23 protein-coding genes are annotated in these 21,796 nt (G+C 62.5%); 6 read left to right on the top strand and 17 right to left on the bottom strand.

What is annotated here, in order from left to right:
* Positions 1 to 29: 29 nt before the first annotated feature.
* Positions 30 to 287 carry a DUF1127 domain-containing protein gene (locus FHX14_RS11015; protein WP_184377119.1) on the top strand — a complete coding sequence of 86 codons (258 nt, stop codon included), beginning with the start codon at positions 30 to 32 and terminating at the stop codon, positions 285 to 287.
* 24 nt (positions 288 to 311) lie between these two features.
* Here FHX14_RS11015 and FHX14_RS11010 read toward each other — a convergent pair whose 3' ends face one another.
* The 7 genes from FHX14_RS11010 to FHX14_RS10980 all read right to left on the bottom strand — a co-directional run bounded on the left by FHX14_RS11010 (position 312) and on the right by FHX14_RS10980 (position 6,197).
* Entirely contained in the window at positions 312 to 710 is a 399-nt protein-coding gene (locus FHX14_RS11010) for a hypothetical protein (RefSeq protein WP_179610486.1), read from the bottom strand.
* A gap of 31 nt (positions 711 to 741) precedes the next feature.
* On the bottom strand, positions 742 to 1,413 hold the full coding sequence (purQ, locus tag FHX14_RS11005) for a phosphoribosylformylglycinamidine synthase subunit PurQ (RefSeq protein ID WP_003586242.1): 672 nt from the start codon (positions 1,411 to 1,413) through the stop codon (positions 742 to 744).
* A complete protein-coding gene (locus FHX14_RS11000; protein WP_184377118.1) occupies positions 1,410 to 1,964 on the bottom strand; it encodes an RNA 2'-phosphotransferase in 555 nt (184 codons plus the stop codon). Before FHX14_RS11000 ends, purQ begins: the two co-directional genes overlap by 4 nt.
* A gap of 44 nt (positions 1,965 to 2,008) precedes the next feature.
* Positions 2,009 to 2,251, bottom strand: a complete 243-nt coding sequence (gene purS, locus FHX14_RS10995) for a phosphoribosylformylglycinamidine synthase subunit PurS (protein ID WP_003586244.1) — start codon at positions 2,249 to 2,251, stop codon at positions 2,009 to 2,011.
* Positions 2,252 to 2,266: 15 nt separating this feature from the next.
* Positions 2,267 to 3,031, bottom strand: coding sequence for a phosphoribosylaminoimidazolesuccinocarboxamide synthase (gene purC, locus FHX14_RS10990; RefSeq protein ID WP_003568927.1), 765 nt, complete (start codon positions 3,029 to 3,031; stop codon positions 2,267 to 2,269).
* Between the two features lie 229 nt (positions 3,032 to 3,260).
* Positions 3,261 to 5,546 (bottom strand): EAL domain-containing protein, encoded by a 2,286-nt coding sequence (locus tag FHX14_RS10985; RefSeq protein WP_184377117.1) that lies wholly within the window; start codon positions 5,544 to 5,546, stop codon positions 3,261 to 3,263.
* Between the two features lie 96 nt (positions 5,547 to 5,642).
* Complete coding sequence (locus FHX14_RS10980; protein ID WP_184377116.1) at positions 5,643 to 6,197, bottom strand: alpha/beta hydrolase; 555 nt, start codon at positions 6,195 to 6,197, stop codon at positions 5,643 to 5,645.
* 177 nt (positions 6,198 to 6,374) lie between these two features.
* On the opposite strand from FHX14_RS10980, the gene FHX14_RS10975 reads away from it, so the two are divergent.
* Positions 6,375 to 7,178, top strand: a complete 804-nt coding sequence (locus tag FHX14_RS10975) for a DUF2189 domain-containing protein (RefSeq protein WP_003586249.1) — start codon at positions 6,375 to 6,377, stop codon at positions 7,176 to 7,178.
* Positions 7,179 to 7,295: 117 nt separating this feature from the next.
* Positions 7,296 to 7,775, top strand: a complete 480-nt coding sequence (locus FHX14_RS10970) for a low affinity iron permease family protein (protein WP_012557798.1) — start codon at positions 7,296 to 7,298, stop codon at positions 7,773 to 7,775.
* A gap of 102 nt (positions 7,776 to 7,877) precedes the next feature.
* Here FHX14_RS10970 and purB read toward each other — a convergent pair whose 3' ends face one another.
* The 5 genes from purB to FHX14_RS10945 form a co-directional block, all read right to left on the bottom strand.
* On the bottom strand, positions 7,878 to 9,185 hold the full coding sequence (gene purB, locus FHX14_RS10965; RefSeq protein WP_184377115.1) for an adenylosuccinate lyase: 1,308 nt from the start codon (positions 9,183 to 9,185) through the stop codon (positions 7,878 to 7,880).
* Positions 9,186 to 9,257: 72 nt separating this feature from the next.
* Positions 9,258 to 9,788 (bottom strand): hypothetical protein, encoded by a 531-nt coding sequence (locus tag FHX14_RS10960; RefSeq protein ID WP_184377114.1) that lies wholly within the window; start codon positions 9,786 to 9,788, stop codon positions 9,258 to 9,260.
* 17 nt (positions 9,789 to 9,805) lie between these two features.
* Positions 9,806 to 10,522 (bottom strand): DUF2259 domain-containing protein, encoded by a 717-nt coding sequence (locus FHX14_RS10955; RefSeq protein WP_184377113.1) that lies wholly within the window; start codon positions 10,520 to 10,522, stop codon positions 9,806 to 9,808.
* Positions 10,519 to 11,196 carry a ribulose-phosphate 3-epimerase gene (gene rpe / locus FHX14_RS10950; protein WP_184377112.1) on the bottom strand — a complete coding sequence of 226 codons (678 nt, stop codon included), beginning with the start codon at positions 11,194 to 11,196 and terminating at the stop codon, positions 10,519 to 10,521. Before rpe ends, FHX14_RS10955 begins: the two co-directional genes overlap by 4 nt.
* A 66-nt stretch (positions 11,197 to 11,262) precedes the next feature.
* Positions 11,263 to 12,345 carry an ABC transporter substrate-binding protein gene (locus FHX14_RS10945; RefSeq protein ID WP_184377111.1) on the bottom strand — a complete coding sequence of 361 codons (1,083 nt, stop codon included), beginning with the start codon at positions 12,343 to 12,345 and terminating at the stop codon, positions 11,263 to 11,265.
* Positions 12,346 to 12,528: 183 nt separating this feature from the next.
* Here FHX14_RS10945 and FHX14_RS10940 point away from each other — a divergent pair, with 183 nt between their 5' ends.
* On the top strand, positions 12,529 to 13,023 hold the full coding sequence (locus FHX14_RS10940) for a flavin reductase (protein ID WP_003586256.1): 495 nt from the start codon (positions 12,529 to 12,531) through the stop codon (positions 13,021 to 13,023).
* 35 nt (positions 13,024 to 13,058) lie between these two features.
* Positions 13,059 to 13,379, top strand: a complete 321-nt coding sequence (locus tag FHX14_RS10935; RefSeq protein WP_003586257.1) for a TfoX/Sxy family protein — start codon at positions 13,059 to 13,061, stop codon at positions 13,377 to 13,379.
* Here the strand turns inward: FHX14_RS10935 and FHX14_RS10930 are convergent.
* The 5 genes from FHX14_RS10930 to FHX14_RS10910 form a co-directional block, all read right to left on the bottom strand.
* A complete protein-coding gene (locus FHX14_RS10930; RefSeq protein WP_184377110.1) occupies positions 13,349 to 13,798 on the bottom strand; it encodes an NUDIX domain-containing protein in 450 nt (149 codons plus the stop codon). The genes FHX14_RS10935 and FHX14_RS10930 overlap by 31 nt on opposite strands.
* Positions 13,799 to 13,805: 7 nt before the next feature.
* Positions 13,806 to 15,323, bottom strand: a complete 1,518-nt coding sequence (locus tag FHX14_RS10925; protein ID WP_003586261.1) for a DEAD/DEAH box helicase — start codon at positions 15,321 to 15,323, stop codon at positions 13,806 to 13,808.
* A 157-nt stretch (positions 15,324 to 15,480) separates the two neighbouring features.
* Positions 15,481 to 16,800, bottom strand: coding sequence for a peptidoglycan DD-metalloendopeptidase family protein (locus FHX14_RS10920; protein ID WP_184377109.1), 1,320 nt, complete (start codon positions 16,798 to 16,800; stop codon positions 15,481 to 15,483).
* Positions 16,801 to 16,906: 106 nt separating this feature from the next.
* The gene (locus FHX14_RS10915; RefSeq protein WP_003586263.1) at positions 16,907 to 17,734 is read right to left on the bottom strand and encodes a ferritin-like domain-containing protein; all 828 of its coding nucleotides are present in this window, start codon (positions 17,732 to 17,734) and stop codon (positions 16,907 to 16,909) included.
* The gene (locus FHX14_RS10910; protein ID WP_012557791.1) at positions 17,731 to 18,204 is read right to left on the bottom strand and encodes a peroxiredoxin; all 474 of its coding nucleotides are present in this window, start codon (positions 18,202 to 18,204) and stop codon (positions 17,731 to 17,733) included. Before FHX14_RS10910 ends, FHX14_RS10915 begins: the two co-directional genes overlap by 4 nt.
* Positions 18,205 to 18,328: 124 nt before the next feature.
* Here FHX14_RS10910 and FHX14_RS10905 point away from each other — a divergent pair, with 124 nt between their 5' ends.
* The gene (locus FHX14_RS10905; RefSeq protein WP_184377108.1) at positions 18,329 to 21,730 is read left to right on the top strand and encodes an AsmA-like C-terminal domain-containing protein; all 3,402 of its coding nucleotides are present in this window, start codon (positions 18,329 to 18,331) and stop codon (positions 21,728 to 21,730) included.
* The last annotated feature ends 66 nt before the right edge of the window (positions 21,731 to 21,796 follow it).

The raw sequence follows: 21,796 nt of genomic DNA, 5'->3' as shown, positions 1-21,796 counted from the left end.
TCCAATGGATAACCGAGAGGATTCCTGGAATGTCTGCCCTGCCTGAGATCACAATGCCGATTGTACCGATTGTCTCGTACGAGGATCGGAGACAGATCGTACTTCCCGACGTGCCTGCCGAGGCGACGACACGTTTGGGGCGGATCTGGGCGGCGATTCTTCTTTGGAATCAAAAGCGGGAAGGCCGCCGGGCCTTGAGAAATCTGACGGCAAGCGAACTCAAGGATATCGGGGTGTCGCAGTCCGATGCCGCGCGCGAAGTCGGCAAGTCGTTCTTCTGGGACTGACGGTGCGGAAAGCGATTGGCGCGATCAGCTGCAGGCCTTGCTGCCGCCGGACCAGCGATTGACGTCGGCGGCGATGCGGCCGGCGACCGGATCCGACATCATCGGACCGAAGGCCTGGACATGCGACGGGCTTCCCTCGGCCTGCACGACGAGCAGCGGCCGGCTTTCCGGGCTACCCTTGTGGACGAGCAGGATGCGTGGGCGGCCAGAGAAAGAATTGAGCTCGGGCGCAAGCTTATAGGCGGCAAAAGCCGGATCACCGGATTTGAACCAGCAGGCATTGGCGCCGAGCGCAACGCGCTCCATCGTCGGCAGCGCGGCGCGGTTCGGACCTGTCGGCGCCGGCGTGGACTGGCAGGCCGCGACCATGGCTGCGAGAGCGGCAAGCAGGGCGGCATTTGCTAGGGAAAGGCGAGAGCGCATCGATCTTGCTCCAGATCCGGATGAGAGGATTTCAGGCGGCAATGACATCGAGCGCCGAGGCGAAGAGGCCGCGGCCGTCCGAGCCGCCATGGGCGGCTTCGATCAGGTTTTCGGGATGCGGCATCATGCCGAGCACGTTGCCCTTTTCGTTCATAACAGCGGCGATGTCGTTGACCGAGCCGTTCGGGTTGGTGCCCTCGGCATAGCGGAACACCACCTGGCCATTGCCTTCGATTGCCGCCAGCGTTGCTTCATCGGCGAAATAATTGCCGTCGTGATGGGCAACCGGGCTGCGGATGATCTGGCCCTGCGCGTAGGCGCGGGTGAAATCCGTCTCGGCATTGACGACTTCGAGCTTGATCTCGCGGCAGACGAATTTCAGCGAGGCGTTGCGCATCAGCGCGCCGGGCAGCAGGCCGGCCTCGACGAGGATCTGGAAGCCGTTGCAGACGCCGAGCACCTTCACGCCCTTTTCAGCCTTGTCGATGATCGCCTGCATGACCGGCATACGGGCGGCGATCGCGCCGCAGCGCAGGTAATCGCCATAGGAGAAGCCGCCGGGGATGACGATCAGGTCGACATCGGGGATCTCGGTTTCCGTCTGCCAGATCGTCACCGGCGGCTTGCCGGAAATCTTCGTCAGGGCGGCGATCATATCGCGGTCGCGGTTGAGGCCCGGAAGTTGAACGACGGCTGATTTCATGGGGTCCCCGCGTCTGGCGAAAGATATTGAACTGGAACGCTTTCGGCGAGCCATACTCCATTGTCGGAGACAAAGAAAGAATGGCCCTCTGAAAACATGCGGGCAGCATCGACACGCAGGATGAGATATTCACCCTTGCGGCGCGTTGCGACGATTTTCGCGGTTTCGACATCCGCCGAGAGATGAACGTGATGACGCTGCATCTTCTTCAATCCTTGGCGCTCGATCGAATGCCAGTTGGCCGAAGACGTGCCGTGATAAAGAGCCGCTGGCGGTTCCACCGGGGTCAATGCGAGATCGACGTCGACGCTATGACCCTGATTGGCGCGAATTCTGTTGTCGGCAAGGGTAAAGCGCTTCTTCGGATTGTTTTCGATGATCTCGATAATGTCGGCTCGGGAAACGTCGTATTTCGACGTAAGCGCCTTTTCGAGTTCATCGAACGACACCCAGCCCTCGGCATCGAGCGTCAAACCGGCGGCTCCAGGCGCGTGACGCAGAACATAGCTCATATATTTCGAGACTTCCGTCTCCAGCTTTGCCTGCGTCATGACGCCAAATCCTAAAAGTCCGCCGGACGACGGGTCGGTGATCGTCAGTCGATCGCGATCGCGTAGTTCTCGATGACCGTGTTGGCGAGGAGCTTCTCGCACATGGCCTTGAGGTCGGCCTCGGCCTGGGCCTTGTCGGTGCTTTCCAGTTCCAGGTCGAAGACCTTGCCCTGTCTGATGTGGCCGACGCCCGAGAAGCCGAGGGCGCCGAGCGCGCCTTCGATAGCCTTGCCCTGCGGATCGAGAACGCCGTTTTTCAGCGTGACGGTGACACGAGCCTTGATCACTTTGTCTTTCCTGCCTTACTTGACCAGAACCGGGCCGGTGCCGCGCACAGGCTCGTTTTCATTGATGATGCCGAGACGGCGCGCAACTTCGGAATAGGCTTCGAGCAGCCCGCCGAGATCGCGGCGGAAACGATCCTTGTCCATCTTCTCGTGGGTCTCGATATCCCAGAGCCGGCAGCTGTCCGGTGAGATTTCGTCGGCGAGGATGATGCGCATCAGATCGCCTTCGAAGAGGCGGCCGCATTCGATCTTGAAGTCGACGAGCTGGATGCCGACGCCGAGGAAGAGGCCGGTCATGAAGTCGTTGACGCGGATGGCGAGCGCCATGATGTCATCGAGCTCGGCGGGATTGGCCCAGCCGAAGGCGGTGATGTGCTCTTCGGAGACCATCGGATCGTCAAGCGCGTCTGACTTGTAGTAGAATTCGATGATCGAGCGCGGCAGCACCACCCCTTCGTCGATCCCCAGACGCTTGGCGAGCGAACCGGCGGCAACGTTGCGCACGACGATCTCCAGCGGGATCATCTCCACTTCCTTGATCAGCTGCTCGCGCATGTTGAGCCGGCGGATGAAATGCGTGGGGATGCCGATCTTGTTCAGATGGCTGAAGATATATTCGGAAATGCGGTTGTTGAGGACGCCCTTGCCGTCGATGACTTCGTGTTTCTTCTTGTTGAAGGCAGTGGCATCGTCCTTGAAGAACTGGATCAAAGTGCCCGGTTCCGGGCCCTCATACAGAATCTTTGCCTTGCCCTCGTAGATACGGCGGCGACGGTTCATCGTGGTCATTCTCTGTTGTTGGCGCTCTTGGGATAGCGCGAGTGGATCGATCTCGTGGCGTCCCCTTAAAGGAAAAGAGTGAGTTTCACAATCCGCCTATCCTTCCTTCCCCGGTTTCCAGATTTTACGGAATACCGCCAAGAGAATCGAATGAATTCGCAAGACGAGACTAGCGCCTTTTCCGATACGGCGAAATGACGGCGAAATGGCGGGCTGCTTGTGCAGATCTTTATTTGGCGGCTCTGCTTCGAAGCTCGCGGCGAAGCTGCGTCTGCAGGGCGCGCGCGGCGACCTGCCCGTGGCGCCAGCTGCCGGCGCGGATGAAGGAGGGGATCTGCATCGCCGGCATCGGCCGGGCGAGCGCGTAACCCTGCAGCGTGTCGCAGTCGAGTTCTTCGAGGATGCGGATATGATCTGAAGTCTCGACACCCTCGGCGATGACGAGGATGTTCAGCGAGCGGCCGATATCGATGATCGAGCCGACAAGTTTGCGCTGCTCAGCCGATTGCGGCAGCAGCCGGATCAGCTCGCGGTCGATCTTCAGCGTCTTCGGGCTCAAGCGCAACAGGCTGACGATCGATGCATGGCCGGTGCCGAAATCATCGATCTGGATGTCGATGCCGAGCTTGCGCAGCTTTTTCAGGTTGGCGGCGACCGCTTCGTCGCAATCATCGAGCGAGATCGATTCCAGCAATTCGAAGGCGAAAGTGCCGGGCGCAATCTTCAGGGCGCGGAGCTTCTTGCCGAGATCGGGATCGGCAAGCCGCCGGGCGGAAACGTTGACCGATATTTTCGGGACGGTCAGCCCGTCTTTGATCCAGGCGCGGCGATCGGCGATGGCGCGCTCCAGGATCAGGGCGTCGATGGTCGAGACGACGTCGAGATCCTCGGCGATATCCAGAAAGCGGTCTGGTGCCAGCAGCCCGTGCACCGGGTGCTGCCAGCGGGCAAGTGTTTCGACGCCGACGACATCCAGCGTGCGGGCATCGAATTGCAGCTGATAGAAGGGTACGAATTCATTGCGCTCGAGGCCGATCAGGATCTCGTCGGCAAGGTGCTTGGCCGAGATGACGTCGCGGCGGTCGGATGCGGAGAAAAATTCGAAACGATTGCGGCCCAGGCCCTTGGCGCGATAGAGCGCGATATCGGCATCGAGCAGCATCTGTTTGGCGTCGAGCGTCGGGCCGCTGTCGACGGCAATGCCGATGCTGGCCCCGAAACGGCAGTCGTGCCCCTCATATCTCACAGGTTTGCGCAATTCGCGAATGATACGTTCGGCAAGGCTTGAGATCTTCTTCGAGGCGGGATCGACGGTGCAGAGGATGACGAATTCGTCACCGCCGATGCGGGCCACGAAATCGGCGGCGCGGACGGAATTTCTGAGCACGCTTGCGGCATGCTGCAGCATGGCGTCGCCGGCCCGGTGGCCGAGCGTGTCGTTGATCTGCTTGAAACGGTCGAGATCGATATGCAGGATCGCCAGCCCCAGGCCCTTGGCGCGGCATTCGGCCGAGCGCTCTTCCAGCATCTTGTCGAGATAGCGGCGGTTCGGCAGGCTGGTGAGATAATCGTGCAGCGCCAGGCGCTCGATGCTCTCCTTGGCGGCTTCCAGCTCGCGGTTGTGCGCCTCGGCCAGATCCTTGGCTCGCTGCAGTTCGTTGCGGAGCGCGACCTCCTCGGTGACGTCCCAATTGGCGCCGATCAGCTTGCGATGGCCGTTGCCGTCGACAAAGAAGGCCGAGCGGGCGCGAATGACGCGCTCGGCGCCGTCGCCGCGGATGATGCGGTATTCCTGCTGAAAATCACTGCCGCTTTCGACGCTGCGGTCGGACAAGCCCAGCACACGCTCGCGATCGTCGGGATGCAGGCTTTTTGCCCAGACGTCGCTGGCGATTGGCCGCGAGGCGCCCTTCAGCCCGTAAATGGCGATGAGACGCTCGTCCCATTCGACGGTATCATTCTCGATATCCGCTTCGAAGACGCCGATGCGGGAAATCTCCAGCGCCAGGTCGAGCCGGCGCGACAGGCGCGACAGCGTATCTTCGGCCTCCTTGCGGGCGGTAATATCCGTATCCGTGCCGACGATGCGCGTCGGCACGCCGCTCTCGTCCCATTCCACGCAGGCGCCGCGGCAGTCGATCCACATCCAGTGGCCGTCCCTGTGGCGCTCGCGATATTCGAAGATCTGGAAATCCGGATCGCCGGCATTTTGCCGGTCGATGGCATGGACGACAAAATCGCGGTCATCGGGATGGACGAGAGCCAGCCAGGCATCGTAATCGCCGGCGGCCTCCTCGTCGGGCGCCATGCCGCGCATGGTCTTCCAGGTCTGCGAATAATATTTCCGGTCGAGACGGTAGTTGTGATCCCAGACGCCGAGGCCGGAGCCGACGAGCGCGTGGTTCCACCGGCTCTCCCGTTCCGCCAGGTCGGAATCGTCATCGGCCACGCTGCCGACGCCTGCCTCAGCCGCCGTGGAATCATCGGCCTCTGGATGGGCTTTCTTCACGGGCATTCTCGCTTATTTCATCTCGGCGCAGTTTGCTGTCATTCCATTAAGAAAGACTTAGAAAGCACTTGCTGAATTATCGAGAAGGGCCGGTTTCCTCTATCAGGCGGAGAGCCGGCTGAGGAACTGAGCGAAGACCATGGTGCCCTCGGGCCAGGGGCCGTGACCGGAATCGGCATTGATATGTCCTGCCTCGCCGGCATCGACGAGGAATGAGCCCCAGCTGCTGGCGATATCGTCGGCATGTTTGTAGCTGCCGAACGGATCGTTGCGGCTCGCCACGGTGATCGACGGAAAGGGCAGTGGATCGCGCGGGTAGGGGCCGAAGGTCATCAGGTGCTTCGGGCGAATATCGGGATTGGCGACATCGGGCGGGGCGACGAAGAAGGCGCCGGCCACCGGCTTGCGGAAATGCGGGATGGCGTGGATTGCCGAGGTCACGCCGAGCGAATGGGCGACGAGGATGACCGGGCGGGTCGAGGCGTTCACTTCCTCGGCGATCCGGGCGATCCAGTCCTCGCGGACCGGCTTGGTCCATTCGGTCTGTTCGACGCGCCGCGCCGTGCTGAGCTTTGCCTCCCAGCGGCTTTGCCAGTGGCTCGGGCCCGAATTGGTGTAGCCGGGGATGATGAGGATATCTGCGTCTGAGGCTTTCATAGTGCCGCCGATGTGAGAAGGCCCGCCCAAGATGTCAAGAGGCGATGTGAATGGAGAGAGCGACACGGGCGTTTTGGTTTGCTATATTGCTCCAGTGCCGGTTGCGGATTTCGTGTCGGCTTGCCCGCCGATTGCGTGTCCGCAGCCGACCAGGTCTCGGCTGAGGAGGAGAAAGCCATGGCGGCATTTCATGTCATGACGGGTTCTAGCGAAAGCTTCGCACGGCCCGTTGTCAATCGCATCGGTATCGCCGACGTCTTCGACGCGCTGAAGCGCGGTTACGACGATTTCATGGAGAAACCGTCCCACTACGTGTTCCTGTGCCTGATGTACCCGATTGCCGGCGTCTTCCTGACGTTATGGACGTCGGGCGCTAACCTTTTGCCGATGGTCTTTCCGCTAATGGCAGGTTTCGTGCTGATCGGCCCGATCGCCGCGATCGGCCTCTACGAGATCAGCCGCCGGCGCGAAGCCGGCCTCGATAGCTCCTGGACGCATGCGCTCGAGGTACGCCATTCGCCGGCGCTGCCGTCGATCGTCGCAGTCGGGCTGATGCTTTGCGGCATTTTCGTCGTCTGGCTGGTGACGGCGCAGACGCTCTACAGCAATCTGCTTGGCGAAGTGTTTCCGCGCAGCATGGCGGATTTCTTCCGCCAGGTCTTCGGCACGCCCGAAGGCATGCAGCTGATCATCTGGGGCAATCTGATCGGCTTCGTCTTCGCGCTCGTCGTGCTGGCGATCTCCGTGATCACCTTTCCGCTGTTGCTCGACCGCGATGTCGGAGCGGTGGCCGCCGTCGTCGCCTCGATCCGCGCGACGATCGCCAATCCGGTGCCGGTGCTGCTCTGGGGCCTGATCGTCGCTGCACTGCTCGTCATCGGCACGATCCCGGTCTTTGCCGGGCTTGCGCTTGTCATTCCCATCCTCGGCCATGCGACCTGGCATCTTTATCGCAAGCTGATTGCGCGGGAGCCCGCGTAATCGAAGGTTTCCGGGGATCGCGAACTCTCGCGATCCCCGGAGGTTAAAGCTTCGCCGATCCCGGAACCTCGGGACCTCTCGCCGCGTTATTCAGCACCGGCTTGTGGGAGGATTTCGATGAAGCATCTGTTCGCCCGCTTCGCAACCAAGATATCGGAATGGGCGGGCAAACCCGTCATCTTCATCCTGGCGCTGACCGCCGTCATTATCTGGGCGGCGCTCGGCCCCTTCTTCGATTATTCGGAAACCTGGCAGCTGGTCATCAACACCGGCACGACCATCATCACCTTCCTGATGGTCTTCGTATTGCAGAACGCCCAGACGCGCGATACCAGGGCGATCCAGGCCAAACTCAACGAAATGATCCTGACGAGCCATGCCGAGAACCGCTTCATCGGCATCGAGAATCTCGACGAGGAGGAACTGAAGCATCTCGACCAACTGGTCGCCAAGGCTGCCAAGGGCAGGGGCGAGACGGAGGCTTGCAGGACGACGGAGGCCGCGGAAGCTGTTGCGCCGAAAAAGACGGAGACGCGGAAGCGCGCTATGGCTGGCAAAGCGCCGAAGCAAAAACAACGGCCGCTTGTGAAGAGATAGAGAAATATTGGCGAGCGCAGGCGCGACAACTGCGATAACAGTATGGAAGCAGACATGAAAACGGCGCCGTAAAGGCGCCGCAATAGTGTCGATTTGGAGAACTCACAGCTTCCCAAACACTCGGTGGAAAATCGTATCGACATGCTTGGTGTGATAGCCAAGGTCGAACTTCTCGCGAATATCCTCTTCGGAAAGCGCGGCCCGAACCTCGGCATCCGCAAGCAGCTCTTCCAAAAAGTCCTTGCCCTGTTCCCAAACCTTCATGGCGTTGCGCTGCACCAGGCGGTAGGCGTCTTCGCGGGAAGTGCCGGCTTGGGTGAGCGCCAGGAGAACGCGCTGGGAGTGGACGAGGCCGCGGAACTTGTTGAGGTTCTTCTCCATGTTCTCAGGGTAGACCAGCAGCTTTTCGATGACGCCGGCGAGACGCGAGAGGGCGAAATCGAGGGTGACGGTGGCGTCGGGGCCGATCATGCGTTCGACGGAGGAGTGGGAAATATCGCGCTCGTGCCAGAGGGCGACGTTTTCCATGGCCGGCAAGGCGTAGGAGCGGACCATGCGGGCGAGGCCGGTGAGGTTTTCGGTCAGCACCGGGTTGCGCTTGTGGGGCATGGCCGAGGAGCCCTTCTGGCCGGGCGAGAAATATTCCTCGGCTTCCAGAACCTCGGTGCGCTGCAGGTGGCGGATTTCGGTTGCGAGGCGCTCGATCGACGAGGCGACGACGCCGAGGGTGGCGAAGTACATGGCGTGGCGGTCGCGCGGGATGACCTGGGTCGAGACCGGCTCGGCCTTCAGGCCAAGGGCCTCGGCAACATGTTCCTCGACGCGTGGGTCGATATTGGCGAAGGTGCCGACGGCGCCCGAGATGGCGCAGGTCGCGACTTCCTCGCGGGCGGCGACGAGGCGCTGGCGGCAGCGCTCGAATTCGGCATAGGCGAGCGCCAGCTTGACGCCGAAGGTGGTGGGCTCGGCGTGGATGCCGTGCGAACGGCCGATGGTGACGGTGTCCTTATGTTCGAAGGCGCGGGTTTTGAGCGCTGCGAGCAGGCGGTCGATATCGGCTATGAGAATATCGGTGGCGCGCACCAGCTGGACGTTGAAGCAGGTGTCGAGCACGTCGGATGAGGTCATGCCCTGGTGGACGAAGCGTGCATCCGGGCCGACGATCTCGGCGAGGTGGGTGAGGAAGGCGATGACGTCATGTTTGGTGACCGCTTCGATCTCGTCGATGCGAGCGACGTCGAAGGTGGCCGCACCGCCCTTGTCCCAGATCGTCTTTGCCGCCGATTGGGGGATGACGCCGAGTTCCGCCAGCGCGTCGCAGGCATGCGCCTCGATCTCGAACCAGATGCGGAACTTGGTTTCGGGAGACCAGATGGCGACCATTTCGGGCCGGGAATAACGCGGGATCATGGGCGGCTGCCTTCACTTCAAGAGGTTCATGCGTGAATGTCTGCGCCCCTGTAGCAAAGACGGAGGGCAATCTCAACGCATGCGTTTGGCAAGATAATAACTGCTGCCGACAAGGCAGACGAGACCGAGCGGCAGGAAAAGGCGCAGGCCGATCACCAGGAACTGGTAGACGGCGCTGATGCTGGTGAAGACGAACTGAAAAGCCCAGACGACGCTGCCGAAAGGCGCGTGCCAGCGCGAATAGAAGAGCCGGTATTCCATGGCGAAGAGGAAGGCGGTCATTGCGATCGTCGCCGCCGTCAGCGTCACGAAAAAGGCGGCAAACCGCGCTTCCGGCGGCCTGTCATAGGCAAAGAAGCGGGCGACCGGCAGGGCGAAGGGCCAGGCGAACAGGCCGCCGGCGAAATAGAGCACGGCGACTTCGGAAAGCCGGCTCGTCTGCAGGCCGTTGCGGAGGTACAGACCGAGCATGGCGGAGGCGAGCATCTGCGTGCCCCAGAACAATGCGCCGGCAATCAGATCGGGGTAGGGCGGCCGCGCGGCTCTCAGACGATCCCTACTGGAGCGATTTGTCCTGGGTCGATCCGGGCTCGGGCCATCCATCCTTCGGCGATCCGGCTTCAGGGATGAACCGGAACGGCGATCCAGCGTCCGTTCCTGTCGGCGTCGAAGGCCAGGACAAGGGCGATGTGAACCTGGTTTCCGGCCTCCGGCTGATAGACGACCGCGCCGCCGATCCGGTATTCCACAGAACAGGCGCGCTCGGCCGGAATCGCCGTTGCTTGGCGCGCCGCCTGGCGGTTCGGAGCGCCTTGTTTCTCGATCATCTGCAGGCTGAAGCCGAGGACCCGCTTGTCGACTGCAGCGCAATCTTTCGGCGTCGGCACCGGCATCTCACCGAGCGACAGCGTATAGGGCGATTTCGGCGGGCCGTCGGTCGCAAGCGTGGTGTAGCGGATGGTCTTTGCGGGGGAACCGAGTTCGGTCGGCGGATTGAAGGCGGCGATCAGGCCCGGATTGGTCAGCAGATCGTATTTGTCCATCTGGCTGCGCGCCGCCGTCAGGTTCTGCCGCCGCGCCTTGGAAAGATTGGCGTCCTTGTCGGCCATCTCAGTGCGGAAGGGCGTGCCTTCGAGATACTGGCCGTTTTCGGTATCGATGAAATAGGTGTTGGAGTAAGGAGCGCCGCCTTCCTCCTTGATGCCGAATTCCTGAAATCCGAACACCTTGCCGTCGGCGGAAAAGCCGATCGGCTGAATATTGGCGATGTCTCCGGCCAGTGACAGACCGGGCAATGCGGCGGCAAGCATGCCGCCGATGAGTAGACGCTTCATCATGATCGTGCCCCTTCGGCTGCCTGACGCAGATCGGCGATGGTCCGGCGATAATCCTCGACCGTCGCGCCCTTGAAAATTGCCGAACCGGCGACGAGGACGTTGCCGCCGGCGCGAGCGATTGCCGATACTGTTTCCACGGTGACGCCGCCATCGACTTCGAGTTCGATCGGCCGGTCACCGATCAGCGACTTGGCGGCCGCGATCTTGGCAGCCATGGCCGGAATGAACTTCTGCCCGCCAAAGCCCGGGTTGACCGACATGATCAGGATGAGATCGACATCGTCGAGCACGTTTTCGATGGCGCTCAGCGGTGTTGCCGGATTGAGCGTCACCCCGACCTTCTTGCCGAGATTGCGGATGGTCTGCAGCGAGCGGTGCAGATGCGGGCCGGCTTCGGCATGGACGGTGATGCGGTCGCAGCCGGCCTTGGCGAAGGCTTCGAGATAGTCGTCGACCGGTGAGATCATCAGGTGGCAGTCGAAGGTGGCTGAAGTATAGGAGCGCAGCGACTTGATGACATCGGGGCCGAAAGAGATGTTCGGCACGAAATGCCCGTCCATCACGTCGAGATGGATCCAGTCGGCACCGGCGGCCGTGACGTTGCGCACCTCCTCGCCGAGCCTGGCGAAATCCGCCGCGAGGATCGAGGGGGCAATGCGAATGGGCAGCGTCATCAAGTTTTACTCCCTGTGGGCCGCCGTTTGAGCGCGGCGCCCGATTTCAAGACTGGCGGCCGCCGCTCATTGCGTCGGCGCGCGAGGTGGAAAAAAGCCATTGCCCCGCCATTCGAGCAGGCGGTAGGGGTTTTCGGCAAGTTCATGCGCGGCAGTAAAGGCGATGGCACCGACCGGCGTCTGGAATGTCGTGCCGAGAAGCGTCTCCTGCAGCGGCTTGCCGGCGGCGGCCGCGGCTTCCGCCGCCTGGCCGGCGATCAGTGCTGCGGCGAGCGACGGCAAGACATAACCTTCCGGCTCGATGCCCTTGGCGTTGAGCGCCTCGGCCGCCGCCGTGCCTTCCGGCATAACGGCATATTCCGGCAGGGCGACGGCGCGCACGCCTGTATCAAGCGGCAGCGGCTGGTCGGCGGCGCGCATGGCATCGCCGCCGAGGATGGAAAGCGGAATATTTTCCGCCTTGGCGTCGCGGGCGATGACGGCGACATCGTTGCGGTCGCCGCCGATGAAGACCCGGGTGGCGCCGGCGCGCTTCAGACGGCGGACCAGGGCAATCTGCTGCTCCTGTCCCGGCCGGTAAGTATCGGTAAAGACCGGCTTCAGGCCGTTCTGTTCCAGCGCGTTGCGCACCGCTTCGGTCAGTTCGCGGCCATGGATGGTGCCGTCTTCGATCAGGGCGATCGGATCGGCGGCCCAGTCCTTCAGGATCACTTCGTTGATCTTTGCCGCCTCAGTGCCATCGGCGGGCGCCAGACGAAAGAGCGGCCAGCCGTTTTTCAGCGCATCCTCCATCAGGATGCGGGAGCGCGCCGAGATGGTCATGGCGGGAATGGCTGCGTCCTTCAGCTTCGGCAGCGCGCCTTCCAGCGTCTCGCTGCAGAGAAAGCCGACCGCGACCTGCACCTTGGCGGCGACCAGCGCATCGGCAACCGCAGCACCGCTATTGTCCTCGCAGGTCTCGTTGATGGCGACGAGGGTGTTTCCGGATTGCTGGATCTCGAAACCGGCCCCAGTGGCAATCTGAGCGCCAAGCAAGGCGAGCGCGCCGTTCTGAGGGGCGACGACGCCGATCGTCACGCCGGCCGCATGGCCTTGCGCCGCCGCTCCCAGCAGCACCAGACAGGCTGCTATGCCACGCAGGTTGATCATGAAAGGCGGAGATCCCCTAGCCATCGTCCATGCCCTTTTATCCGCAAGGCTGCGATCGTCAAAGAAAAACAAGCGTGAAGCAGTGCTTTTCACTGGTCCTATTGTAGAAAAGGTAACCGATGCTCGCCATATTGGCGCGATAACAAGTCGAACCATGGATCAAAGCGCGTACGGGAGAAGCAGGTGTTGAACAGGCAGCATATCGACCCCGGCCTTTATCGAGACGCCATGAGCCGTTATGCTGGCCATGTGCAGCTCGTAACGACGGCGATGGGCGAGTTGCGCCGCGGCGTCACCATCACTGCCGCCTGCTCGGTCTCGGACAATCCGGCTTCGGTGCTGATCTGCCTCAACAACAACAATCCGAAGAACGAAATCTTTTTCCGCAGCGGCGTCTTCGTGCTGAACACGCTCGGCGCTCATCATCAGGGCGTTGCCGACGCCTTTTCCGGACGGACGGCGCTTGCCGATAGCGAGCGTTTCGCCAGCGCCCGTTTCGAGACGCTGGTCACCGGCGCGCCTGTGCTCGCCGATGCGCTGGCTGCCTTCGATTGCCGGGTGACCGACATCAAGGAAATGCCGACGCACAATGTCATCTTCGGCGAGGTCGCGGCCGTGCGGTTCAGCGAAAAGCATCCGGCGCTCATCTATATGAACCGGGATTATCACGCGCTGTGATGGCCGCTACGGCCGGGATTTCGAGGGAATAGCGAATGGACAATGCCGGCATCGAGGAAATGTTTCAGGGTCTCGGCCCGGTCACGGTCAAGCGCATGTTCGGCGGCAAGGGCATCTATCATCTCGGGCGCATCATCGCGCTTGAAGTACGCGACGAGATGCTGCTGAAGGCCGATGAGACGAGCGCCCCGGAATTTGCCGCCGCCGGCGCGACGCAATGGACCTACGAGGGCAAGAAGGGCAAACCGGTGAAGATGCCCTACTGGTCGATCCCCGACGAGGCTTACGACGATCCAGATCTGATGGCAAAATGGGTGCGGCTTGCCTATGAGGCGTCGCTGAGGGCCGATCGCTGACTGCATTCGGCTGAGGGCAAGGCTGCGATCGCCGCCTTGGTGAAGGCCGAGAGCGGTTCCGGCAAATCCGTCAGCGGAAACCAGCCGAAATCGGAAAGCTTCTCCGGTTCGGTCAGTTGCGGCTCGCCGTCGACGTCGCGGGCGAGATAGAGAAGCGAAATCCAGTGCTGGCGGTCGGTATCGATGATCTGTTCGGTCACGGCGATCCGCTCGATCCGGCCGATCTTGAGGCCGGTTTCTTCCTCGGCCTCGCGGCGCGCGGCTTGCTCGGCCGGCTCCATATGATCGACCTTGCCCCCGACGATATTCCAGTAGCCGGCTTCCGGTGGGCGCACGCGTTTATAAAGAAGAATTTTGGCGTCGCGCAGAATGACCAGGCCGACGCCGAAGCCCGGAAAATCGAGACCGGGCTTAGCCATTGGCTGTTCAGACCTTGGCGCTGCCGGCGATCAGCATGAAGGCGGGGATATCGTCGCCGAAGCCGACCGGGGTCGGGCCGTCATCATGGTCGCGATGGCGGCGGCGGTCGCGGCTGTCATCGTTTGCCGGATAAGGCCGGCTGTTGCGCGCATTGTTTTGCGGCTTCTGCTCTGCTTTGCGCTCGTTCTTCACGATGTCGGCCTTTACTGGTGCTGCCTGGATCACTTGGACGTCATTATCCTGTATGTCGTTATCAGATTTATGACCTGGGGCGCTGCGATTGCCGCGTCCGCGACCACGGTCCCGCTCGCCGCGTTCACCCTTGGCGCCACGCTCGCGGCTGTTGCGCCGCGGGCGCTCGCTGTCGGCGCTTTCTTCTGCCGGCGGCAGCGAATTCACATCGCCGCTCAGCCATTCCACTTTCTCGCCGATCAGCTTCTCGATCGCATCGACGAATTTGCTGTCGCGCTTGGTGACGAGCGTGAAGGAGGCGCCTGAGCGGCCGGCACGGCCGGTGCGGCCGATACGGTGGACGTAATCCTCGGAATGGATCGGCACGTCGAAATTGAAGACGTGGCTGACATCGGGAATGTCGAGGCCGCGGGCGGCGACGTCCGAGGCAACCAGCAGTTGGAGATTGCCGTCACGGAAGCTCTGCAGCGTCATCGTGCGGGAGCGCTGGTCCATGTCGCCATGCAGCGCGCCGACGGAGAAGCCGTGGCGTTCCAGCGACCGGAAGAGATCGGCAACATCCTTCTTGCGGTTGCAGAAGATGATGGCGTTCTTGAGCTCGGTCTGGGCGCGGACGAGTTCACGCAGAACCGCGCGCTTCTCGTAGTCCTTGCTGTGCGAGGCGACGAAGCGCTGAGTCACCGTCTTTGCGGCCGATGCCGGCTTTGCCACTTCGATGCGTTCCGGATTCTGCAGGAAGCGGTCGGCGAGCTTCTGGATCTCCGGTGGCATGGTCGCCGAGAAGAACAGCGTCTGGCGGGTGAACGGGATCATCTTGGCGATGCGCTCGATGTCCGGGATGAAGCCCATGTCGAGCATGCGGTCGGCCTCGTCGATGACGAGAATCTCGACGCCGCTCATCAAGAGTTTGCCGCGCTCGAAATGGTCGAGCAGACGGCCGGGCGTGCAGATCAGCACATCGGCGCCGCGCTCGAGTTTGCGATCCTGGTCTTCAAAGGAAACGCCGCCGATCAGAAGGGCGACGTTGAGACGGTGGTTCTTACCGTATTTTTCAAAATTCTCGGCGACCTGGGCGGCGAGTTCGCGCGTCGGCTCGAGAATCAGCGTGCGGGGCATGCGGGCGCGGGCCCGGCCCTTTTCCAGAAGCGACAGCATCGGCAGAACGAAGGATGCCGTCTTGCCGGTGCCCGTCTGCGCGATGCCGCAAATATCGCGACGCTCGAGCGCAAACGGAATGGCTCCCGCCTGAATAGGCGTGGGTATCGTGTAGCCCGCGTCGGTAACAGCGGATAGCACTTTTTGGCTCAAGCCAAGGTCAGCGAATGTCGTCAAAGGGAAAACTGTTTCCGTTCCGGTTCGGCCGAGCTCTGAACGAGTCGGCGGGATTGCATGCCGCAATGCAGCGCGACATAGCCCCGAATGGCCGGCAAGTCAAGAAATAGAGAGGCCGCACCCGGTACAGAGTGAAGCGATGGTTACCTCAGCGCTGTTACTTGATATAGGTGGCGAGTTTAAGGCCGGCATTCATGAAATATACTGGATCGACCGCGTGGCCGTCCTGGCGCACTTCATAGTGCAGATGTGTGCCGGTCGAGCGGCCGGTGCTGCCGGCAAGGCCGATGACGTCGCTGCGGCCGACCGTGTCGCCGACCCTGACCAGCACCTGGGACATATGGCCGTAGCGCGTCGAGATGCCGTTGCCGTGATCGACTTCGACCATATTGCCGTAACCACCGGTCCAGCCGGCTGATATGACTTTGCCCGGCGCCGACGGGCGGATCTTTTCGCCCGGCGAAAAGCGGAAATCGATGCCGGAATGCAGTGCGAGGCGGCCGAGGAAAGGGTCGCGACGATTGCCGAACGGGCTGGTCACGTCCTTGCCGATGGCGGGATTGCGGAAGGGCAGGGATTCGGCGGTGCTGCGCACGGCCTCCAGCCGGGTCAGCGCGCCGTCGAGCGCTGCCAGCGAATTGTTGAAATCGTCGTTGCTTTCAGGCTCGACATAGGGGCCGCCGACGGCATCGTCGTCCTGTCTCGCCGCAGTCTCCTCAGGCACCGGAATTTTGAAGCGGGTCAGCACGTTGCCGATGGCATTGGCGGCAGTGCCGGCGTCGCTCGTCAGCTGTTCGACGCGGTTGCGCTGATCCTGTTCGACACCCTTCAGCGACAGCGTCACGTTTGAGAAGATGCGGTCGGCGCGGTCGCCGACCGTCTCGGCGGACGGCACATAGGCGAGTGTCGAATTATCGGGCGTCGCATCGGCGGGCGCGCCGATCGCCAGCTGTTTTTCGATCGCCTCGATGCCGCCGCCGGTCAGCGAAGCGCGTTTGTCCTTGGTATCGGGGGCATAGGACTGGGCGGGCGAAGACGGCGCGGGCAGGGCGCCGTCCCTATCCGTCAGCCCGGAGCTTTCGGCCCGGTCGAGCAGATTGTCGAGTTTGCCATGGCGCGACGTGAGCGCCATCTGCTGTTCCATCAGCTTGTCGACCTTATCCTCGACCACCTGCTGGTCGAGAAGCTGGCGGGAGGTGATGCGGTCGACCTGGGCGCGAAGGGCGGCGATGCGGTCTTCGTAGTCGTGCTGCATGCGGGCTTGCCGCGCCATGGTGGCGCCGATCAAGTCGTCGCGCAGCACGAGATAGGAGGTGGCCAGCAGATAGCCGATCGAGAAGACGCCGATGAAGCAGAAGGCGAGAGCGGCCATCCACGGCCGGACCGTCATGTGGCGGACCTTGTCGCCGCTTGCGAGGATCAGGATATGTTCCTGCGCCCGCCTGCCGAATACCCGGTGCTGATGTCCGCTGTTCACGCAGGCTCTCCCGACTGATGCACTACGCCTCTTTCGGAAAATTAGACACGTTTATGGTTAACGAATGCTTTCTTTGTCGCTGTCCGTGTAGAAAATACCAGCGATTTCAGGCATGGCTGATCGATGCCAGCGAGCGATAGAAGGACGGCGTCAGCCCGGCCTCGGCGCGAGCGAGATCGTTGAAGGGCGGCTTCAGCGGCCCGCGGAAATTGGCGCGCACCAGCTCCTGGAAGGCCTTTGCCGGATCGCGCTTTTCCCGGGCGCAGAGGAAGCGGAACCATTTGGCGCCGACGGCGACATGGCCTTTCTCATCGTTGTAGATGACGTCGAGAACCGCAGCACTTTCGCGATCGCCGGTCTGGCGCATCTTCGCCTGCAGCGACGGCGTGACGTCGAGGCCGCGGGCTTCGAGAATCAGCGGCACGACGGCGAGCCTTGCCGTCAGGTCGTTGCGTGTCGAATGGGCCGCCTGCCAGAGCCCGTCATGGGCGGGGAGATCGCCGTAATCGGCGCCGAGATCGTTGAGACGGGCGCGCACCATGCGGAAATGCTTGGCCTCCTCGAAGGCAACCTGCATCCAGCCGTCGAAGAAGGAATTCGGCACCTGTTCTGTGGCGAATCGCGCAACGATATCAAGCGCCAGATCGACGGCATTGAGCTCGATATGGGCGATGGCATGGAGCAGGGCAATGCGGCCTTTCAGCGTATGCAGCGAGCGCTTTTCCACCTGGGTCGGCGGCGTCAGCAGCGGCCTGTCGGGACGGCCGGGCCTCTCCGGCAGGGCCGCATCGAGCGGCGAGCGCAGCGACACCCGGCGGGCGAACCAGCGGGTGGCGCTTTCCTGCGCAAGCGCCGTCTTGCGGTCGAGATCGGCGGAGCAGATGGCATCGATGGCGCCGCCGCGCAGCGAGGTGATCGCGAGGTCGCCGGTCACGCAGCCAGATTCCGCACGGCCTCGAGCACGGTTTCGGCGTGGCCCTGCACTTTCACCTTCTGCCAGATGGTGGCGATCGTGCCGTCCTGTCGGATGAGGAAGGTGGTGCGCTCGACGCCCATGAAGTTGCGGCCGTACATGCTCTTTTCCTTCCAGACGCCGTAGGCCTGCAGCGTCGTCTTCTCCTCGTCCGAGGCGAGCGCTACCGAAAGACGGTGTTTCCTGATGAACTTGTCATGGCAGGCGGCCGAATCGGGCGACATGCCGATGACGGCTGCACCCGCCGCTTCGAACTCGCTTGCCAGCGCGGTGAAAGCCAGCGATTCGGCGGTGCAGCCTGTCGTATCGTCCTTGGGATAGAAGAACAGGACGAGCGGCCGACCCTGGAATTCGGCCAGCGAAATGCGGCCGCCGCCGTCGCGGGGAAGGTTGAAATCAGGAGCCGTGGCGCCGATGCCGGGAACCGCCATTGGGAAAACCTTTCTTTTGCCGGGTTTGTGGATGACACTTTCTCTCCCCGAATTATATAGTGGACGGAAACCCGTCCAGCATGCCGGGTTCAATTCTTCACTTAAAGGGAGAGCCCGAAGGCGCATGTCAGCCATCCGCGGCGAAAAGGTCACGTTTCGCAAGAAGGATATCGTTGCGCTGGACCGCTTGCCGTCCGCCCAGGCCGAGGATCCGATCATCGTCTATTGCCCGCCGCCGCGTTCGCCAGTGCGGCGCACGGCGAAGCTGACGGTCGGATTTCTGGGGGTGATTCTGCTTATCCTCGCCGCAATTGTCTTCACCGTCGAGAGCGGCATGTTCGACAAGCCGCTGTCGCAGCAGGCGCAGGCGGCCTTGAACGGCGTGGCCGGACCGCGCTACCGCGCCGAGGTCGGCTCCACCGTCATCCGCTTCACCTCGGATTTCCGGCTGGCGCTGGAAGCGCGCAACGTCAACATGATCGACGAGCAGAGCGGCCAGCACCTGTCAACGACGGGTTCGGTGCGGCTGGGGCTCGATCCGCTGCAGCTTTTCCGCGGCCGCATCGCCGTCACAGACATCGAAGCCGACGATATCGCCCTCGATACCGCGCTGCTGCCCTCCGGCAATCCTTTGACGCTCGACGATCTGCGCATCGACGCCATGCCGGCGGCGATGGAGAAGATCTTCTCGCAGTTCGACATGTTCGACAGTGTCGTCACGCGCGGCTCGACCAGTTCCGTGCGCATCTCCGGCATCAACATCAAGCTTGCCGACACCGCCAACGGTCCGCTGTCGCTGGTCGTCGACGATCTCGTCTTTGCCCATGCCGGCCCATCCTCGCTGCAGTTGACCGGCGAAGTGGCGCTGAACGGCGAGGTGGCCGAGCTCGAGGTGCTGGCCGAGAAGGAAGCCGGCCACGTGTCGAAGGTGGTGGCGACGCTCAAGCATGCCGACCTCACGCCCTTTGCGCTGAAACGCAATGATCAGGGCGTGATCCGACAGGGGCTCAGCGCCTTTGCCGATTTGACGGTATCGGCCACGAGGGAACGCGATGGCGTGCAGCCGGCACTTGCGGCGACCGTCGACATCGATCCCGGCCAGATCTATGCCGACGGCGATCCGCAGGAACTGTCGGGCGGGCAGATCAACCTCGTTTATGATTTCGCCAAGCAGACGCTCGAAATCGCCCGGTCGAACGCCCGCTTCGGCGCGACCTCGGTTCCGATCAACGGCGCGCTGATCGATCTCGACAAGCTCGACCCGCAGGCCGGCAAGGGCTTCGGCATCGACCTGCTGGTCAGCGGCGGCTCGGCAGCCCCCGGCGGCTCCGGCGAACAGCCGCTCTCTTTCGACATCCAGGCGACGGGCCGCTACCTGGTGGCCGGGCGGGAATTCCTGTTTCCCAACATGACCGTCTCCAGTCCGCTCGGCGCGCTATACGGGGCACTGCACGTCAAACTCGGGAGCAAATCGCCGGAGATCAGCTTTGCCGGCCAGTCGGCACAGCTGCAGACGACGGCGATCAGGCAGCTCTGGCCGTTCTGGATGGCGCCCAAGGTGCGCACCTGGGTGCACGGCAACCTCTTCGGCGGCACCGTCGCCAACGCCTCCATCTCGGTCTTCATTCCCTTCGGCAGGCTGGACGAGGCGGCCGGCGGCAAGGGGTTGAAGCTCGACGCCAACCAGATCCGCATCGGCTTCGACATCGCGGATGCGCGAATGAACATCGCCGGCGACATTCCGCCGGTTCGCGACATGGCCGCCCATTTCGACCTGACCGGCCCGGTTGCGACGATCGCGATCAAGAGCGGCACGTCGTTTTTCCCCTCCGGGCGGTCCGTCGGCCTCGGGCAGGGGACGTTCACCCTACCCGCCACCTACGACAAGCCGCTGATGGCCGATATCGATCTGGCGATCTCCGGGACAGCCGATGCCGTCGGCGAGCTTCTGACCTACCGGCCGATCCGGGTGCTGCAGCGCGCCGGCTTTACGCCAGACGATCTCAAGGGGCGGATCGAGGCGAATGTGAAGGCGCATTTCGGCCTGCTCTCCTCGCAGAATCCGCCGCCGGCCGAATGGACGGCGGCGATGAAGCTCACCGATATCGATCTTGCCAAGCCATTTTCCGGCCGCACGATCAGCAATCTCGACGGAACGCTGAACGGCAATCCGAAACAGATCACGCTGGATGCCAAGGCCCAGATCGACGGCGTCCCGGCCGATATCGATCTTGCCGAACCGGTCGAGGCCTCCGACGGCGCGAAGCGGACGCGAGTGATCACCGCGACGCTTTCCGAGGAGCAGCGCAACAAGCTGATACCCGGCCTTTCCGGCATCATCGGCGGCAGCGTCAAGATGGTGCTGACGCGGATCGACGACGACCGGCAGGATGTGCAGCTCGATCTCACCAAATCGCAGCTCGACCTGCCGTGGATCGGCTGGTCGAAGGGCAGTGGCATCGCAGCTTCGGCCGAATTCGAAACATCGGGCCCGGCCGACAATACCCAGATCAAGAATTTCCGGCTGAAGGGCGACGGTTTCGGCGCCAACGGTTCGATGAACATCGGTAAAGGCGGGCTGATCTCCGCCGATTTCGACAGTGTCAAACTCTCCTCACTTGACGATTTCGCCCTGTCGGTGAAACGCAGCAAGGGGAATTTCGACGTTTCGGTCTCCGGCGACAGCGCCGATGCGCGGCCTGTCATCGCGCGGTTGAAATCGGGCTCGGGCGATGGCGATGATGACGGGGATGCCGGCGACACCGGCGTATCGGTGCGCGCCAGGCTGAAAAACGTCATCGGCTTCAACGATGAGAAGATCGGCAACTTCCAGGCGCAGGTGTCACTGCGCGGCGACAAGCTGCAGGCGCTGAACTTTTCCGCCGTGACCGACAGCGGCGAGGCCGTCGTCAGCCAGATGAAGGATGGCGGCGTCATCAACATTACCAGCGGCGATGCCGGCGCGGTGTCGCGTTTCGCCGATCTCTACCAGCACATGCAGGGCGGCCTGCTCAATCTGGCGATCCGGCTTTCGGCACAGGGTGGCTGGGACGGCTCGCTCGACGTGCGCCGTTTCTCGATCGTCAACGAACAACGGCTGCAATCGATCGTCTCAACGCCTGTCGGAAATGAACAGCGCAGCCTGAACGAAGCCGTCAAGCGCGACATCGACACCTCGTCGCAGCGCTTCCAGCGTGGCTTTGCCCGGGTCGTTTCGCGGGGTGGCATGATCGGCATCGAAAACGGCGTGTTGCGCGGCGACCAGATCGGCGCGACATTCCAGGGCATAGTGCGCGACGGCAAGGGCAACATGGACATGACCGGCACCTTCATGCCGGCCTACGGTCTCAACCGGCTGTTTGCCGAACTGCCGCTGATCGGCATCATCCTCGGCAATGGCAGCGACCGCGGCCTGATCGGCATCACCTTCAAGCTGACAGGCAAGTTCGACCATCCGAACCTGCAGATCAATCCGCTGTCGATCATCGCGCCGGGTGTCTTCCGGCAGATCTTCGAATTCCAGTAGGCGGTCGAGAAGCTAAAGCGCGTCGCATCAAACGTGATTCATGCGACGCGCTTTAGTTTTTTGTTT

This window comes from Rhizobium sp. BK619, from assembly GCF_014195245.1.
Lineage (GTDB): Bacteria > Pseudomonadota > Alphaproteobacteria > Rhizobiales > Rhizobiaceae > Rhizobium > Rhizobium acidisoli.
Note: the sequence above shows the minus strand (reverse complement) of the source record. Positions and strands in the feature narration are given on the sequence as shown.